10 protein-coding genes are annotated in these 18806 nt (G+C 48.4%); 7 read left to right on the forward strand and 3 right to left on the reverse strand.

Going from position 1 to position 18806, the window contains the following annotated elements; all coding sequences use genetic code 11:
* Positions 1 to 107: 107 nt before the first annotated feature.
* A complete protein-coding gene (locus AC0KUT_RS19790; RefSeq protein WP_488832252.1) occupies positions 108 to 2228 on the reverse strand; it encodes a di-heme-cytochrome C peroxidase in 2121 nt (706 codons plus the stop codon).
* A gap of 280 nt (positions 2229 to 2508) precedes the next feature.
* On the opposite strand from AC0KUT_RS19790, the gene AC0KUT_RS19795 reads away from it, so the two are divergent.
* Positions 2509 to 2826, forward strand: a complete 318-nt coding sequence (locus tag AC0KUT_RS19795) for a DUF4156 domain-containing protein (protein ID WP_488832253.1) — start codon at positions 2509 to 2511, stop codon at positions 2824 to 2826.
* 222 nt (positions 2827 to 3048) lie between these two features.
* Positions 3049 to 5106 (forward strand): polyphosphate kinase 1, encoded by a 2058-nt coding sequence (ppk1, locus tag AC0KUT_RS19800; protein ID WP_488832254.1) that lies wholly within the window; start codon positions 3049 to 3051, stop codon positions 5104 to 5106.
* Positions 5107 to 5130: 24 nt separating this feature from the next.
* On the opposite strand, the gene AC0KUT_RS19805 is transcribed toward ppk1, so the two are convergent.
* Positions 5131 to 6222: a HupE/UreJ family protein gene (locus AC0KUT_RS19805; RefSeq protein WP_488832255.1), complete on the reverse strand. Its 1092-nt coding sequence runs from the start codon at positions 6220 to 6222 to the stop codon at positions 5131 to 5133.
* Positions 6223 to 6436: 214 nt separating this feature from the next.
* Here AC0KUT_RS19805 and AC0KUT_RS19810 point away from each other — a divergent pair, with 214 nt between their 5' ends.
* Both AC0KUT_RS19810 and AC0KUT_RS19815 read left to right on the forward strand, forming a co-directional pair.
* Entirely contained in the window at positions 6437 to 9418 is a 2982-nt protein-coding gene (locus AC0KUT_RS19810) for a rhamnogalacturonan lyase family protein (protein WP_488832257.1), read from the forward strand.
* A 291-nt stretch (positions 9419 to 9709) separates the two neighbouring features.
* Positions 9710 to 12163: a cellulose binding domain-containing protein gene (locus AC0KUT_RS19815; RefSeq protein ID WP_488832259.1), complete on the forward strand. Its 2454-nt coding sequence runs from the start codon at positions 9710 to 9712 to the stop codon at positions 12161 to 12163.
* 172 nt (positions 12164 to 12335) lie between these two features.
* Here AC0KUT_RS19815 and AC0KUT_RS19820 read toward each other — a convergent pair whose 3' ends face one another.
* Positions 12336 to 13073, reverse strand: a complete 738-nt coding sequence (locus AC0KUT_RS19820) for an NUDIX hydrolase (RefSeq protein WP_488832261.1) — start codon at positions 13071 to 13073, stop codon at positions 12336 to 12338.
* A 175-nt stretch (positions 13074 to 13248) separates the two neighbouring features.
* On the opposite strand from AC0KUT_RS19820, the gene AC0KUT_RS19825 reads away from it, so the two are divergent.
* The 3 genes from AC0KUT_RS19825 (at position 13249) to AC0KUT_RS19835 (ending at position 18802) form a co-directional block, all read left to right on the forward strand.
* On the forward strand, positions 13249 to 14307 hold the full coding sequence (locus AC0KUT_RS19825) for a bifunctional nicotinamide-nucleotide adenylyltransferase/Nudix hydroxylase (RefSeq protein ID WP_488832263.1): 1059 nt from the start codon (positions 13249 to 13251) through the stop codon (positions 14305 to 14307).
* Positions 14308 to 14360: 53 nt separating this feature from the next.
* Positions 14361 to 17243 carry a TIR domain-containing protein gene (locus AC0KUT_RS19830; protein ID WP_488832264.1) on the forward strand — a complete coding sequence of 961 codons (2883 nt, stop codon included), beginning with the start codon at positions 14361 to 14363 and terminating at the stop codon, positions 17241 to 17243.
* A gap of 101 nt (positions 17244 to 17344) precedes the next feature.
* Positions 17345 to 18802, forward strand: a complete 1458-nt coding sequence (locus AC0KUT_RS19835) for a nicotinate phosphoribosyltransferase (RefSeq protein WP_488832266.1) — start codon at positions 17345 to 17347, stop codon at positions 18800 to 18802.
* Positions 18803 to 18806: the final 4 nt, after the last annotated feature.

An 18806-nucleotide genomic window follows, 5' to 3' on the forward strand; every position in this document is an offset into this window, starting at 1 on the left:
TTCTGATTGTGTGCTTGCCTTTATAACCGATTGTTTATAAAGAACTTTTCTGCGCTGTAATCTTGGCGGTGGAGCGACTGTGGTTAACCAACCGCATCGACCTTAGATCACAAGGTTTTGATATATTCGATTAATTCCCAGCGCTCTTCCTCGGTGAGTGCATCCTTTTCACCATCCTTTAAGCTGGGGTCGTGAATACTACCGTATTCGTGGCCCATGTTCCTATCACCACGCCTATGGGTGGTGAAAGTAAATCCATCATAGCCTTCACTTTTAAAGCCGACTTTTATCGGATCTAGCTCGCGGCTGCCCACTTTAAATTCACTGGGACGATATTCACCCGCCTCAGGATCGTCTTTACGTTTTTCCGGCAAGAGCAAATCATACAAGCTCGGCACCGACCCATTGTGCAGGAATGGACCTGTCGCCCAAATGCCGTTCAATGAGCGTGCCTTGTAGGATAGCAGCGATTGATAGGGCTGCGCGGTAGTATCCGGCTGATAATTTCCGGTTTTTACACTGGCTTTAATATCATTGTCGAAAAAAGACTTGGCCAACATATATACCCAGTCCAACATGCGACGCCAAATCCACTTGTCTGCATCGGGTGTACCCACAGTGCCCATGGTCGCTGCGGTTAATACCTGCACCACTGGCGCGCGGTCTTTAATAATCAGCGAACCCACGTCTTCTTTTTGATAGGTATTTTTAAAGTTGCCCGAAAAGCCCGAGTAATTCACACCATTCTCTGCCATGGCGCGGTCAGTACCCACCACATTCAGCGCCGACATATTGGCAACCACTATGCGATCCCAGTCGGTGCGATCAATCACCTCGTGGCAAGACTCGCAATACTCCGCATAAAGATGACGTCCGCGCGCGGCTTTGGGGCGATCTATAGCGCCGAGAATCTCTTCCGGCCATTGCGGCGAGGTGAGGGTTTTGAGGTGCGATTCCAAGCGCGACAAATTGACCAAATCAATCGAGGATTTGAAATCGATCTTGTGGCTCTTGCTCTCTTGCCCGGTCAATACCGAGGAGAGACTCCAACCACTTTTTTCTGCAGTCCAATCGAGCTTGCCGAAAACACCGATCACTTCACCGGCATTGCGCCCCAAAGGGCCTACGCCCGCATTGGCCGCCAAGCCATTCCACTGCACATAATCAGACTGCACTATGTCCCACAAAAAGGGGTAGCTCACAGGTGCATTAGGTTCATTGAAAATACGGCGCTTAATTTTCTGCAGGGATTTTTGACTTAAGCCTGGATAACCCGCTTCTTTGGAGACAAGGCGATCAATAATAAGTGCAAATTGCACATCGCCGATAATTGTCGGGCTTATACCTTCCAACACTTTATCGACCTGAGCAACGGTCATGAGCGGTTGTTCATTGACCTTTTCCACTGCCAACAACTGATCGCGCACTTGAGCGCGGCTGATCACATGTTCCAGCACTCGGTTATAAATACGCCCAAATGCATCGAGACGCGCGAAGCCGTAATCAATGTGGGAGTGATTGACGTTATTGTAAAGTTCGAGAGTATTTGTCCATTTTTTCAGATCACTGGTAACCTGCGCCGCTTCACTGTAGTCATTGTTACGCTCTAACACGCGCGCCACAAAACGCTGATTTTTAGCCGAGTCAGCGAGGGTTGCCTTCATGCTAGTTTCTAAATTAGTGAGGAAGCCGACCATGTCGGCCATCGCAGGGCCGCCATCAATACGAATGGCTTTGCCTTTGAAGTTAACTTGGCCGCTATGACAGGCGGCGCAGGTATAGCCAACGTAATCCATACCCTGATAGGCCTCCTTGGTGAAACCTACTGGCAGGCCATCGGGGTTAAAAAAGGTCGGTTTTTGCGGTAGATAGCGAAACTTATCGACATTGTTATTTGCGCGAAATAACTCGGTTGAATCCGCCTGCTCGAGCGCCAAGAAAATATCGTAAGGCATAAGCGCCGAACCCTGAGTCGTGGTGTAGTACCACAGGCTGTCCGATTCGCTCCAACCCTGGTCGAGATAAATAGGGGTGCTGTAGTTTTCTCCGAACAGACCATTGTCTATAGCAACGGCGCCGCGGTCTGGGTCATCGTCCCAGTTCTGGTAAAGCTTACCCAGCGCTAAGGTGAGAAAAAAGGGCAGCGAAATAAGCAGCAGCCACAACAGCAACCGCAGCAGGTTGCGCGGGCGAAACAAACGAGTGAGTGGGGACGCAGTAGGGCGCATAGCCATAACTCCTATTAATGAAGGTTTCCTATTAGATGACGCAAGGGCACATACAGATGAAGATCGCACCTACACACGGGTATTTATTATTGCCTAGCAAGGTGACGGCGCGAGCCAGCGCCCTACGATACCTTGCTGCGCTGCCAATGCCAAAGTCTAATTCGCCCTGTAAATATATCGCCCACCTGAACAGTCGCAGCTTGCAAGCGACCACGCTTAGCATTAGTGTAGCGACGCTATCCATACCCCCGCTTTTTTCTCACACTTCGAGGAGCTTTCTATGAAAAAAATTGCCGTTTTAGCCATCGCTATTGCCAGCCTATCCAGTGCCTGTACTTGGGTGAAAGTTAACGAAGAAGGCAGCAGCATTGCCGTTGCCAACATGGCCAATGTGCAAAACTGCCAAAAAATGCGCAATGTGAACGTCAAAGTGAAAGACAACTTTGTAGGTTCCATGAAACGCGACCCAAACAAAGTAGCCACTGAGTTGACCAATATGGCGCGCAACGAAGCTGTTCAATTTGGCGGTGACACTATAGTGCCCGTAAGCTTGATCAAAGAAGGCCGTCAGAGCTTCGACGTTTACAAGTGTAACTAAGCGCTGAAGACAAGGTCACTCTCTGCTGCGCAGGGGGTGACCGCGCACTGTTAACCGGCACCATCGTTTATTTCACGCACCAGTTCAACCTATAGCGCGCTGCTACACTGCAACCCTGCGCATCAAATCTCTGCTAGTGTTGTATGTAATCCAGTCCGTCACATATCTGTCACACAATTGCCATAATCTGCAGCAACATCTTTGCTTCATAGGGGTTCCCAGGTGTCAGACGCCTATTTTAATCGCGAATTAAGCCTGCTTGAGTTCAACAAGCGCGTGCTCCATCAAGCCTACAATCAAACGCTGCCACTGCTCGAACGCCTGCGTTTTTTATGTATTTTTGCCACCAACCTCGATGAGTTTTTTGAGGTGCGGGTTGGTGGGCTCGTGGAAATGCTCGAGCGCAACGCAAGTGCGAGCGGGCCCGATGGCTTGACGCCCACCCAAACCCTGAGCGAAGTGTCAGTGCGCGCCCATCAGCTGGTGACCGAGCAGTACCAAATTCTCAACAGCGAACTACTGCCATTACTGCGCGAACACAACATCAATATTTTGCGTCGCGATGAATGGACGCCCGCGCAAACCCAGTATCTCAACGATTACTTTTTATCGGATGTGTTGCCCGTGCTCAGCCCGATTGGGCTCGACCCCGCACACCCATTTCCGCGTATTCTCAACAAAAGCCTCAACTTTATCGTCAAACTCGACGGTAAAGACGCCTTTGGCCGCAGCTCTGGCCGCGCCATAGTGCAGGTACCGCGCTCGCTCACCCATATGATCGAGCTGCCCAGCGAACTGGCCAATGGCAGCCGCGCCTTTGTGTTTGTCTCTTCCATCATTCACCATTTTATGGCCGAAATTTTTGTCGGCATGCAGGTGATGGAGTGCTATCAATTCCGCCTGACCCGCAACTCCGATATTTTCCTCGATGAAGAGGAAACCGACGACCTGCTGCGCGCAGTACAAGGTGAACTGGCCTATCGCCAATACGGCGACGAAGTGCGCCTAGAGCTGACCGACACCTGCCCGCAGGAACTAGAGCAGTTTTTATTGCAGCGCTGTGAAATTAAAGAGCGCGACCTCTACCGCATTAACGGCCCAGTCAATATGAATCGCTTTGGCGATCTGTTTGATTTGATCAAAGACAGCGACTATTACTTCCGCCAATTTATTCAAGCCATGCCCAAGCTGCCCAAACGCAGCAATTCCTACTTAGAGGTGCTGCAAAAGCAGGATATTTTGCTGCATCACCCCTTTGACTCCTTTCAATGTGTGGTGGATTTTCTGCGCGAGGCTGCCGCTGACCCGCAGGTGCTGGCGATAAAACAAACCCTCTATCGCACTGGCTCCAACTCACCGATTGTGGACGCACTGGTCGCCGCTGCCAAAGCGGGTAAAGAAGTCACCTGTATTGTGGAGCTGCGCGCGCGCTTTGACGAAGAGCAAAACGTCGCCCTCGCCGAGCGTTTACAACGCTATGGCATTCACGTTATTTACGGAGTGGTGGGTTTTAAAACCCACTCCAAAATGATTTTGGTTGCGCGCCGCGAAGTGGCGGGGCTGCGCTACTACGTGCATCTCGGCACCGGTAACTACCACCTGCGCACCAGTAAGATTTACACCGACTACGGCTTGCTCACCAGCGACAAAGAAATAGGCGATGATGTCTATCGCATCTTTTTGCAGCTTTCGAGCATGGGCAAAGCATCCAAAATGGATGCCTTGCTCTACGCCCCCTTCACTCTGCACAAAGGTATGATTCGCCGCATTCGCACCGAAAAAGAAAATGCCGAACAGGGCAAGACCGCGCGCATTATTGCCAAAATGAACTCGCTCTACGACGAAGAGCTGGTGAATGAACTCTATGCCGCTTCGCAAGCGGGCGTGCAAATTGATTTGATTGTGCGCGGTGTGTGCCAGCTGCGCCCTGGGGTGGAAGGGCTATCGGAAAATATTCGCGTGCGCTCCGTCATAGGCCGCTTTTTGGAACACCATCGCGTATTTTACTTTGAAAACGGCGGCAACCCAGAGCTGTACTGTTCCAGTGCCGATTGGATGAGCCGCAATATGTTTCACCGCGTGGAAACCTGCTTCCCCATCAAGCACAAGAAAATTCGCGACCGCATCCTTGAAGATATGCATCTCTACCTGTCTGATAATACCCATGCGTGGTTATTACAGGCGGATGGCAGCTATCTACCGACACAACCGGGCGAAGACGACGCTATAGATTCGCAAGCGAAATTGTTAGAGCGCTGGACCACGCCTATCGCAACCTAAGCGAAGCTGCTGAAAACCTGCTGGCTAGAGCAAGCGCTGCCACAGCCAAAAGGCGCCCATCAACAACACAAGGCAAGACAACAATGGCTCAAGCAAACGCAGCTTGGGCCATTTTTTTAACCAAAATAACAGCGGTAAAAAAATCAACGCCAGCGCGAGCTGCCCCAGCTCCACCCCCAGATTAAAACCAAATAAAGGCGGCACCAGCGCCCAGCCACTCGCGCTTAAACCCGAGGCCTGCAGTGCCCCCGCAAAACCCAAACCGTGAATCAAACCAAACCCAAAACTCAGCTGCCAGCGCCAGCGCGGAGCCGCCCCACGGCGCCAAAGCCACAGGTTTTCCACGCCGACAAACACAATAGTGGCCGCTATGGCCAACTCCGCCCAACGGCTGGCAAGGGTGATAACACCGCTCGCCGCCAAGAGAAGCGTGAGCGAGTGGGCCAAGGTAAAGGCTGTAATAATCAACACGCAAGCGCGCAAGCTGCGACAGACCAACAGCAAACCGGCAAGGAACAATAGATGGTCGTAGCCGCTCAGAATATGTTCTATGCCCAAATGTACATATTCGCTAAAGCGAGTCTGCACCGGCGCTTGTTCAAGTTGAATATCCAAGGTGGGATTTTCCGCCAACAATAACTGCTGCACTAAAAAGCGCTCTGCCGTAGTCGCGGTAAAGGTCGCGCCGTAGCTGCTGTCATCGAGCTTTAACAAATGCTGCGCGGTAAAACGCAGCTGACCTGTCGCGCTGGGAGGGTAAACCAAACTCACCTCCCAATCATTTTCTGGGCTGAGACTCATAATCAATGCGGTCGCCGCGCGCCGCTGGCCGGCCTCTTCCACAATAAATAATTCATGGGCGCAGGCCTGCCAGTGCGCTTGATCCTCTTGCAGCGAAGTGGCCGAGAGACTCTTGTCGCTGTCATTGCCCCAGCAAATTTTGCTGGCGGTGGCATCGGTAATGAGCAACTTAAGGCTAATGCTGTCAGGCAGAATTTTGGCCGTAGTGGTAATTTCAAAAGGTTCGTGCGCCACCGCGCTGTGGCTAAAAAAAAGTACAACGCACAGCCCAAAGAATGGGCGTACAACAAGGTGCTGCAACAAGCGAATGCTCATAAGCGAAATCCGTAACATTATTATTGTCGTTAAAAATAGCCTTACACCCATCAAAACCCGAAAAAAAGGTATTTAGGTGTACAGATTACTCATAAAAAGTATTTCACAGTTGAATCAAAATAGGATTTATATAGGATATATCTTTCAATTGCCAATGACCGCAGTACCGCCAGCCAATTGACTCGCCTAATAATCAATAATTAAAGGTCACAACATGAAAATACTCCCCTCACTGACTTGCCTAACAGGGCAGAGCTTGCGGCACTGGGTTACCAGCCGTAAAGTACCCAGTACTAAATTCGTCAGCTCGCTGCTCTTACTCAGCTGCGCCAGCCTCGGCTTTAGCAGCGCCGAAGCTGCCCGCCAAGCGGAATATTTAGACCGCGGCGTAGTGGCGCTGCCGTCTGGCTCCGGTATTTATATCGGTTGGCGCATGCTCGGCGACGATGCCAATAACATCAGCTTTAACGTCTACCGCAATAACACCAAGCTCAATTCAGCGCCCATCACCAACAGCACCAACTACTTTGATGCCAGCGGCACCACCAGTGCAGCCTATACCGTTCGCCCTATTATCAATGGTGTAGAACAGCCCGCCAACGCGGCCAATGCCACTTGGTCTGATACCTACAAAGTCGTGAACTTGCAGCGGCCCGCTGACGGCACCACTCCCGCAGGCGAAGCCTATAGCTATTCGCCAAATGACGTGAGCACGGGCGATTTGGATGGCGATGGTCAGTATGAATTAATCGTTAAGTGGGACCCGTCCAACTCCAAAGACAACTCCCAAAGCGGCTATACCGGCAATGTCTACATCGATGCCTACCGTATGAACGGTACCCAACTGTGGCGTATCGATTTAGGCCGCAACATTCGCGCGGGCGCTCACTACACCCAATTCATGGTCTACGACCTAGACGGTGACGGCAAAGCCGAAGTCGCCCTGAAAACCGCCGATGGCACCCGCGATGGCAATGGAACGGTGATTGGCAGCAGCAGTGCCGACTATCGTGCGAGCAATGGTTATGTGCTCTCCGGCCCCGAGTTTCTCACGGTGTTTAACGGTCAAACCGGCGCGGCCATGGCCACTACCGACTATGTACCGGCACGCGGCACCGTTAGCTCTTGGGGCGACAATTATGGCAATCGCGTCGACCGCTTTTTGGCCGGTATCGCCTATGTGGATGGCAGCCGCCCCAGCTTGATTATGAGCCGTGGTTACTACACCCGCGCCGTCGTCGTCGCATGGGACTGGCGCAACGGCAAACTCACCCGCCGCTGGACCTTTGACAGCACCTCCTCAGGCAACAGTGCCTACGCTGGTCAGGGCGCGCACAGCCTTACCGTGGGCGATGTGGATGCCGACGGCAAAGATGAAATTGTGTTTGGCGCAGCGGTCATTGATGACAACGGCAGCGGTCTCTACTCCACCAAACTGGGCCACGGTGATGCCTTGCATCTAGGCGATCTCGATCCCAGCCGCCCCGGTTTAGAAGTATTTATGGTGCATGAAAGCCCCAGCAGCTACGGCGCAAACGGCGTAGAAATGCACGATGCTAAAACCGGTCAAATACTGTGGAATGTCCCCGGCGTTACCGGCGATGTGGGTCGCGGTGTGACCATGGATATTGACCCGCGCTACCCCGGCAGCGAAAGTTGGTCTACCTCCAGCGGCGTCCACTCAGCTAAGGGCCAGCAAATCACCAGCACTCGCCCGGCCTCGGTCAACTTCGGCATCTGGTGGGACGGCGATTTCCTGCGCGAGCAATTCAACAGCACCATGATTGAAAAATGGGACTATGCCAACAGCAAAACCCAGCGTTTACTAACCGGCTACCAAGTCGGCGCTGGTACCAACAACGGTACCAAGGCCACGCCAAACCTACTGGCGGACTTGTTTGGTGACTGGCGCGAAGAAGTGGTGTTGCGCAACAGCAACAACAATCAGTTGATGATTTTCACCACTAATATCGAAACCACGCACAAGCTGCGCACCCTGATGCACGATATTCAGTACCGCGAAGCTATCGCCTGGCAAAACGTCGCCTACAACCAACCGCCGCACCCCAGCTTTTTCTTGGGCGATGGCATGGCGACACCACCCGCACCGAGTCTCAACTTTGTGGGCACCAATCCCAACGGCACCGCTCAAGCGTCTTCAAGTAGCGCAGTGGCAAGTTCAGCGCCAGCAACCGCCAATGCCGTATTGGGTGGCAGCGCGAGCAGCAACCAAGTGGTACTAAGCTGGTCACTCACGGGCGACATTAATGCGCAGGAAATTTACTACGATACCGATACCGACCCCGCTGGCCGCGTGCGCTTAGACTCACTCTCCACCAGCGATCGCAGCTACACCGCAACGGGCTTAAGCAGTGGCACAAGCTATTCATTTTGGGTGAAGTACCGCACTACCGACAATGAGTGGCACAACTCCAACACCTTTACCGCCACTACCCTTGGCGGTGCCTCTTCGGCACCCGCGTCGAGCACACCTAAATCCAGTAGCCCTGCATCCAGTGCGCCAGCTTCTAGCACACCGGCATCAAGCCAAGCGGGTACAACAGGCAGCCAGTGCAACTGGTACGGCACGTTCTACCCTGTCTGCGCTAACACCAATAGCGGCTGGGGCTGGGAAAACAGCCAAAGCTGTGTGTCGCGCAGTGATTGCACTAGCCAACCCGCCCCCTACGGTGTCGTCGGCGGTACGACTAGCTCAGTGACGCCCAGCTCAACACCTGCGAGCTCCAAGCCCGCGAGTTCTGTTGCGCCCAGTTCTATAGCCCCAAGCTCGACCGCACCGAGTTCTACACCAGCCAGCTCTATAGCCGCCAGCTCCAAACCTGCTAGCTCAATCGCACCAAGTTCGGTCGCAGCCAGTTCACAAGCGGCAAGCGGTGGCGGTAAATGCACCTACGTCATCAGCAACAACTGGGGCTCAGGTTTTACCGGCGCTATTCGTATTGCGAACAATGGCACCAGCCCGATCAATGGCTGGAACATCAGCTGGAAATACAGCGGCAACACCCGCATCACCAGCAGCTGGAATGCCGCCGTCAGTGGCAGCAACCCCTACAGCGCCACTGATATAGGCTGGAATGGCACCATTCAACCGGGCCAAGCCGTAGAGTTCGGTTTCCAAGGCACCCACTCAGGTACCGCAGAAACACCAACTATTAGCGGCGCTGCCTGTAACTAAGCGCTAACCATCAATAACACTGTAAAAATCAAGGAGGAGGCCACACGGCCTCCGTCCTCTCACACCCCGTAGCTACGCTAGTCGCATACGGCGCTTCTGGTTAGCCATTTAACAATTGGTAATGTCTCGCGAACGGTATAAGCCCTGCGCTTTAATCCACCCATTCCGCAGTGCTTGATTAAATTAATAATAGTCTGACGCTCGACTGGCGGCGCCTGTAGATATCGCATTATCGGTTGCTTCAGCGCCCCATTAAGAGCCAAATCCAACACAATAATTAAGGATTTATCTATGTCACTCACAGCCTGTTTTATTACCGCTATTCCTAAACTCTTGCACCAATTGAGGTGGACGATTTACTCAAATACATCTTTCTCAGCAGCGCTCAGGCGTGCGCCTAGCGTGAAATGTGGCTCCTTGCTGTTGGCTAGCCTGATACTGCCGTCAGAGGCGTTTGCATTGCAATGCACGTATAACGTCAATAATGATTGGGGCAGTGGCTTTACCGCCGATATCACCGTGACCAACAACGGCACTGAAGCCGTCACTGGCTGGCAGGTTCAATGGCAACAAAATGGCGGCTCCACGGTGACCTCGTCCTGGAATACGACGATATCAGGCAGCAATCCTTATACTGGCCGCCATGTGGATTGGAATGGCAAAATTGCGCCGGGTGCTTCGCAACGTTTTGGGGTTCAGGGTAATGGTGATAATTCGACAGCGACTATTGTGGGCTGTACGGCTGAGGGTGAAAGTGCCTCGTCAACTCCAGCGCCGCTATCGAGCAGTCCAGCATCAAGCCGCCCCGCTTCGAGCTTGAGGCTGAGTTCCAGCAAGTCCAGCCTAGCTTCTAGCAAATCCAGCGCCTCCATTGGCACAACTAATACGACTTTCACCCTCGAGGAAAATACGGCCGGTTTCTGTCAAGTAGAAGGAACCATAGACAGCAACCACACGGGTTTTCGTGGTGCAGGATTTGCTAACTCGGACAACGTCGAAGGCAAGGGTATTGATTACGCCGTTACGGTTCCTGCCAGTGGCAACTATCAGGTTCAATTCCGCTTTGCCAACGGTGCTGCTGCACGCCCAGCAAATTTACTGGTCAACGGCGGGAGTCCGACCAGTATTGCATTCGGTGCCACCGGCGCTTTCACTACCTGGGCCGACACTAACTCCGCAATAATCTACCTGAACCAAGGTAATAACCTGCTCCGGCTGCAAGCCACTGGGGCTGCTGGGTTGGCAAATATTGATAGTGTGGCTATCACCGGCAACCGTCCTACAGCAGGTATGTGTGGCAATACCAGCGGTGGCGATACCAACGGCCCCATTACCCTTTGGATAGCAGGCGACTCCACAGTGGCAAATGGTGGCTCAGCTTGTCCATACGGGTGGGGTCGCGACCTCGCCAGTTACTTCAACAGCAACGTTAGCGTGGAAAACTTAGCAATTGCCGGGCGCAGTGTGCGCACCTGGCTTTACGATGTTAAATCCACTCTTGGCGGTGATGGGGAATGCACCTTAACCACCGACTCCAGCGGCAAACCCGTCGTGCAAAGCCGTTGGCAGACAATGCTTTCGGGCATGAAACGCGGCGATTATTTGTTCATCCAATTCGGGATTAATGACGGCGATACGGCCTGTCCACGGCATGTAGGTTCTACTGCGTTCATGCAGGAATACCAAATGATGGCAGAAGCAGCGCGCGCGCGCGGCGCAACACCCATCTTCATTACGCCAGTATCGGCAATCCGTTGTTCAGGTAATACCGCTGTAGCATCCCGCGGGTTTTTATCAGAAACCAATAATCTGGGCGCGCGTCTTAATGTCCCGGTCATCGACCTGCACCAACGCAGTATTCAGTTATATAACCAGCGCGGCTTCTGTCCCGTTGCGGGTGGTGATGTCGGAGCCAGTACCGGTGGCGCTGTTGGTGCCTTCTTCTGTGATGACCATACGCATTTTGATGCAGGCGGAGCCAAAGACATTGGCAATCTGGTTGTACAAGGCGTGCGGGACCTAAATCTTCCCCTAGCTCAGCACCTGCGCAGCACGAATACTACAGCGCCCGTCAACGTGTATCTGGCCGGCGACTCCATCGTGCAAAGTTATACCGACACGGCAAGCACCACGGATCAGGCTGGCTGGGGGCAAATGTTGCAGCAGCAATACATGTCCAACGTCGTTATTCATAATTACGCCGTAGGCGGCCGTAGCGCGCGTCGTTTTATTGATGAAGGCTACCTCGATTCCATTTGGGGAGCCGCTAAAGCAGGTGATTATTTGCTGGTTCAGTTTGGTACCAATGATGGGCATAAAACTGCAACCTACACCCTCAACGGACAAACCATTCCCTATTACCTCGACCCCAATACGGATTTCAAAAGCTACCTAAAGCAATACATAACCGGTGCACGTGCACGTGGAATCAATGTGGCGCTGGTCACCCCGACCCCGCGCAACTCGGCCTATTGCACGGGCGGCAATGGCACTGGAGCTTGGGCACAAGCCATGCGCGAGCTGGCCGCAGCAGAGGGTGTTCCACTTATTGATTTGAATCAGAAAACGGTGCAGTACTTAACGGGAATTTGCCCTGCTCCCACGCCGGAAAATTTCTTTTTGTTGCGCGCGGATGGTTCGGTCGATGGAACACATTTCCAGGAAAACGGCGCACGCAATCTTGCGCGTTTTGTGGCGGACGGCATTGGCGAGACAGGAATGCGGCTAGACAACTATCGTAAATAAAGGCGGAAATACAACAGCAATTCAATCGAGGAAGAAGCCGATGGTATACACCATCGGCTTCTTTTTTTAAGTACTACTTTCGCTCTAAGCCAAATAATAATTTTTTTAACTTTTCCCTGCTCGGACTCATCTGTAATGTCTCGACAAATTGTGCGCTGGGCGCAAGCTATAATTAGCTCTCCTCTCCGCCACCAAAAGCACGTAGAAACGCATGCTCTTCACTGCCTTTTTTAGGGCGATAAAGTACCGCAATACGACCGCGCCCTCCCTCTGGCAAACCTTCACCCACTTCCTCTAATAAATCAGCAGCTTGCATACGACGACGAAAAGATTTTTTTTCAATATCAGTGCCCAACAACTCCTCAAATGCCTGCTGAAGCTGAGTTAGCGTAAAAGGAGCATTCAATACATACACTGGCAAAACTGTGTATCCACTTTTTACCCGCAGCCTTTCTCGGGCCTGAGTGATTAGCTCAACATGGTCAAAAGCAAGGTGCTGTTTAGCCGCGACTTCGTAGGGCCACCAACGTGCGTCGGCGACAGTTTCAATAAAATCTGCTGTAGGTGCATAGGGAATTAAACCCATAAATAAAGCAGTCACCGCCCATCCTCGTGGATCGCGCTTCGCATTCCCAATGGTGGCCACCTGTTCAAGGTGCGGTGTTTTTACGCCAGTTTTCTCCGTGAGCTTACGTAACGCCGTTGCATGCAAGTCTTTGTCCTGCTGCTGATTAATAAACCCACCGGGCAGTGACCATCGGCCTTTTTGGGGGAAATCGCCACGTTCTACCAGCAAAATATGAAGTTTTCCATCCAGCAAGGTGAATATGGCGATATCCACTGACACTAGAGGTACGTCATAGTCATGGACGTTGTAATGCTTCAGGTATTCTTTTTCGGTAGTAAACATAGCCGTTTTAGATGTCCGAATAAAAAAACAGGAAAAGGGGTTGCCTATTAAGTGGCAATAGGCCAATAATAAGCCTGCCGCTTGGTCATAGCAAGAAAACTATGATTGGAGCATGAATAAATTAAAGACCAGAAGAAAGACTTTTGGTCATCCACATCAGCAAGGGTCTTGCGATATGACACGTCCATTTGATTTCACCGTATTTATTGGTCGCTTCCAACCATTTCACACAGGTCACCTGAAAGTAGTTCAGGAGGGCTTAAAGCAAGCCGATAAATTAATTTTGTTAATTGGTTCTGCATGGCAGCCGCGCAACACGCGCAATCCCTGGACTCATCAAGAGCGCGAAGAAATGGTGCGTGCTTGTTTGAGTGCAGAAGAAAATAACAGGCTTTTATGTTTGCCGTTAATGGATGTGCCCTACAACGATGAAATATGGGTTCGAAACGTACAATCGACAGTGAATGGATTGGTAACTGCGCATCACGTAACTCCCCATCGCTTAGCGAAAATTGCATTGATCGGCCATAAGAAGGATCAAACTGGGTTTTACCTGAATTTGTTTCCTCAATGGCACAGTATCAGTATTGAAAATCATCGCGCAATCAGCGCAACGCCTGTGCGCGAGGGATATTTTATTGGTGATGCCCTGCAAGTTATTAATAGCATGGTAAACACAGAAGTATTGCCAGCTGTCGCAGCTAAATATTTGATTGAATTTGCCGCCAAGAATGACGGCTATCAACAAGTGCGCGATGAAATTCTGTTTATCAAAAAATATCAGGAAGCCTGGAAAGCGGCGCCTTATGCTCCAACGTTTGTCACTGTTGATTCTGTCGTAGTGCAATCAGGTCACGTGTTATTGATTGAGCGCCGCGCTAATCCGGGCAAAGGTTTGTGGGCGTTACCGGGCGGATTTGTGGATCAAGGCGAGCGATTGCAAGATGCCTGTTTGCGTGAGCTGCGTGAAGAAACCAAATTGAAAGTGCCTGCACCGGTATTGAAAGGCTCAATAAAACGTAGCCAGGTCTACGACGATCCCCACAGATCAGCGCGCGGCCGCACTATCACCCATGCGTTTTACATTGAGCTGGAACCGAATGTGGAATTGCCTAAAGTCAAAGGCGGTGATGATGCAAAAACCGCAAAATGGGTTCCGTTGAGTGAGTTGGATCCGCAGCAAATGTTTGAAGATCACTATTTTATTATTCAAGATTTGTTAGGTGCAGTTTAATAAATCTAAAAAAATATTCGTGTCATATTTTAATTATGGATAAATAGGAAGCTATGAGTAACATTAAAAATATATTCATCTCATATAGCTGGGATGATGAAAATCATAGGTTATGGGTAAAAAAAGTGGCTGATGATTTGGAGGTGATTCCAGGATTTCACGTCAAATGGGATGGCTATGATTTGGACTCTCTTATTGATAAAAATAAATACATGGAAGATGGCGTATTTAAAACTGATTATGTAATTGTTATCGCTACAAATAAATATAAAGAAAAAGCAGATGATAGAAATGGTGGCGTTGGTATTGAAACTTTTATGACAACTGCCATGCACTGGAAACAGCTACAAGAGAGCGGTAAAACAAAAATAATAACGGTAATACGAGAAAAGGACTCAACACCAAATTATCTGTTGGGTAATTTTTATATAGACTTTACTAGTGATGATCAATATCAGTCCTCATTACAGACGCTAATTGGTCAGCTTAAGGAAAAATCCTTATATAAGCGCCCAGAGAAAAATTTAGCTCCAAGGAATACTGTATTTGAATTTACAAAAATAGATGAGCTTTTAAAGATAAATTATGTAAAGCGGAAGGCTCTGATATCTGGAAAAGACTCTACTGACTTTTCAGATAAAAACAGAATTAAGTATGAGGTGTGGGAAACATTATCTCCATTGCCAAATTATTTTTTGGTATTGGCTGATAATATCAATATAAGTCAAACGATAACTCATGTTGCAAACAAAATAAAAGATCTGTCATTACAGAAAATAACATTCATTACAATTCTTAGGCCAAAATCTGGAGATGATGCACTAATTGAAAGTGTTCTCAAGCTAAACAATCTTAGTATAAATATTAAGACATACACCTATAAAGAGTATATTTGGCAATTTTGCATTGATGATGGATTTAAAAATAATTTAAAAATTGAGGAGATTGCCAACTACACGGATCAAACAATTCTTTTTTTTGATGAGGGTCATGCAGAGCATAAGAAAAATTCAGGCGCCGAGTTTCTTGCAAAAAAAATTAGAACCCAGCCATCTCGCTCTACTGCACATCTTGTTGTGGCGCAAGGGGGAATGGGGAAGTCATCATTATGCCTATCTATAGCCTCTAAACTCCAAAAGGCTACCGATTTTCAATCAAGTGTTATTTTAATACAAGCTGAATCTGTCCAAAGATATGTTTCGGAAAGTGGAGGTTATGGCGTAAAAATCGAGTCCATCTACCAACTCTATGAGCTGTATGCTAGAAGTAACAATTTTTCTGATCTTTTCGATAAAAACACATTTGATATTGCGTTTTTAAGTGGAAATCTCATAGTTATAATTGATGGGTTGGATGAGTTTTCTTCTATCTTTCCTGACGGATTTAATTTAGAAAACTTTATGCACTCACTTTACAATTTTCATAAAGAGCTCGGTAGTAGTGCGGTTTTACTAACTACGAGAAACAGCCAGTTTATTTCGGATGATTTATTGCATAGTCTTTCGATAGAAAAATATGAGCTTTTGGGTTTTGATAAGGGTACATGTAAGTCTTATTTAAATCGCAGGTTTAAAAAATACCCCGATAATCAAAAAACTATAGAAGATGTTTTAAATCATATTGAATCTATTGACTTTCATGACTCTGAAGAAAGGATCGTCCCATTCTTTATTGATATTACGGCTACAGTGGTTGAGGATGGTATAAAAAAAGGAAAAAAAGAAGAGCTTATTATCCTTGAGGATGCGACGCCATATCCATCGAATAATGATTTCACTGATCACATAATTCACTCTGTACTAAAGCGAGAGCAAACACGGCAAAATTTGGATATTAGTGTAAAAGAAATAATCGAATTTATAGCTGAGCTTGTTGCAGCTTATAATAAGCGGTGGCCAAAATTAGAAATGAAGACACGACTTGAGCTCCTCTATGATGAAAGAGGATTGTCGTTGAGTGAAAAATTTTCGTCGAACCCTCTGTTTGTTGTTGCTGGGGATCAGATTGAATTAAGGTATGGGTTCCTTTCCTCGTATTTTAATGTTTTATACATAATAAATAGTTTGCAGAATGCAAGTATAGAAGAGGTATTTCTTCGATCTATTTCTAAGCTAAATAGTGGGTCAAATGAGTACCGAGAGATTTTAAGATTCTATGGAAAAGATAAACAAACTTTAAAGAAGCATTCTAGAGAATTAATTTCAAAAATAATTAAAGATAAAAGTAGGTTAAAAAATAAAAAGCCGGATGTCTTTAAAAAGTCAATATCAGGTATAACAGCTATTTGCTTCGATTCTTTAATTCCCACCTCTTTAGAATCAAGAGCTGAATTACTTTGTGAGATATATCCATCATATGATGAAAGCTTAAAATCTATTAGCGACATTCATATTCGAGGTGAAATTCCTGCAATTGATTTGTCTAGATTTTTACAAATATCAGATTCAACATTTACCGATTACAAAAATTTTCTAAAGTGTAAATTTGGAAACTCAAAATTCATCTATTGTAAATTTGACGTATGTAACGATCAAGGAATTAAATCGGCTGATTTAAAGCCAGAAAATTTAGACCACACTTGCGAAGTGGGAGATTTGAGAGGTTTCTTTAATTTTATCAAATTCAAAGGTAAAGAAGATGAGAGTTATATTGAAGATAATATAAAGAAGTTTCTTCACTGCTTTGTTAGAAATCAAGTTTTTATTGATGTAAAAGAGGACCATATTAAATTCAGCAATTGCTGCCCAGGTCTTGAAAGAAAAAACTTTAATCGATTAATTGCAGGAAATTATGTGATCGTAAAGTCGGAAAAAGTTGTGGCAACATTTTATAAAATTGCGCCTGATTTTCGAGAGAGCGTACAAAAGTACCTAACTAACAACTATAAAAATGCAATGATGAGAGATTTCATAGCATTTGTTAAAGAAAAGACCTAAAAATCCTTATGGTGGCAAATAGCCTATAAATATGTTGACACAATAGTGTCTATTTGCCACTATATATCCATGGGCGCAGGAACTGCGTCCAGATAATCTAAATGAATACCCTAACAGCGCTGGATAGACCTGCGCTTAACCCCGATGACTGGAGGATTTCCATCATGCAAAACCTAATTCTGAATACCGACTCTTACAAAACCTCTCACTTTGTTCAGTACCCACAAGGGGCTGAATTTGTCTCTAGCTATATCGAATCTCGCGGCGGCGTACACGCTTCTACTGTGTTTTTTGGTTTGCAGATGTTTATCAAGCAATACTTGACCAAGCCTATAATCCTGGCGGATATCGATGAGGCAGAAATGATCTGCGCTGCTCACGGCGTACCTTTTAACCGTGAAGGTTGGATGCACATCCTGACTGTTCACAATGGCTACCTGCCGTTGGAAATCGAAGCGGTACCAGAAGGTACTGAGGTTCCAACGGGTAATGTCTTGGTACAAGTAATCAATACCGACCCAGCGTGTGCCTGGTTGACCAGCTATATCGAAACCGCGCTGTTGCGCGCTGTTTGGTATCCAACCACCGTGGCGACCGTTTCTAAAGCTTGCCAAAACATCATTGCCCGTTACCTGGACGAAACCGCCGATAACCTCAACGGCTTGCCATTCAAGCTCCACGACTTTGGTGCACGTGGAGCAAGTTCAGAAGAAACCACTGCGATTGGCGGCTTGGCACACTTAGTCAGCTTCATGGGTACCGATAACTTTTCTGCCTTGGTGGCAGCGCGTCGTTTTTACGGTGCAGATATGGCTGGCTTCTCTATCCCTGCAGCCGAACACAGCACTATCACCAGCTGGGGCCGTGAAGGAGAAACCGCTGCTTACGCCAATATGCTCAAGCAATTTGGCGGCAAGAATAAATTGGTGGCCGTAGTCAGTGATTCTTACGACATCTGGAATGCGATTGATAACCTCTGGGGCGGCGAGTTGAAAGCGCAAGTGGAAGCCATGGGGGGCACCTTGGTGGTTCGTCCGGATTCTGGCGAACCCGTAGAAGTTGTACCCGAAGCGATTGAACATTTAATGGCAAAGTTCGGTTACACAATTAACGCTAAAGGCTACAAAGTGTTGCCCACTTGTGTGCGTTTGATTCAAGGCGATGGTGTTTGTGCCACCTCTATCGAAGCCATATTGGCTGAGATGAAAAAACGCGGTTTGAGCGCTGACAATGTTGCGTTCGGGATGGGCGGTGAGTTATTGCAAAAAGTAAATCGCGATACGCAAAAATTTGCGATGAAAGCGTCTGCCATTTGCATCAATGGTGCATGGAAAGATGTGTACAAGGATCCAATTACCGATCAGGCCAAGCGTTCTAAAAAAGGCCGCTTGGCTTTAACTAAAGTGAATGGTCAATTCCAAACGGTTACGCGCGATAGTGCTAACCCGGCCGCCAATGAATTAGTGACCGTATTCAGAAATGGCAAATTGATTACTGAGTACACACTTGACCAAGTACGCAACCAAGCACTTGGTCAACCCCAAAAAAATGTTGCTTAACCAA

This window comes from Cellvibrio sp. 25HG11W-0, assembly GCF_057815475.1.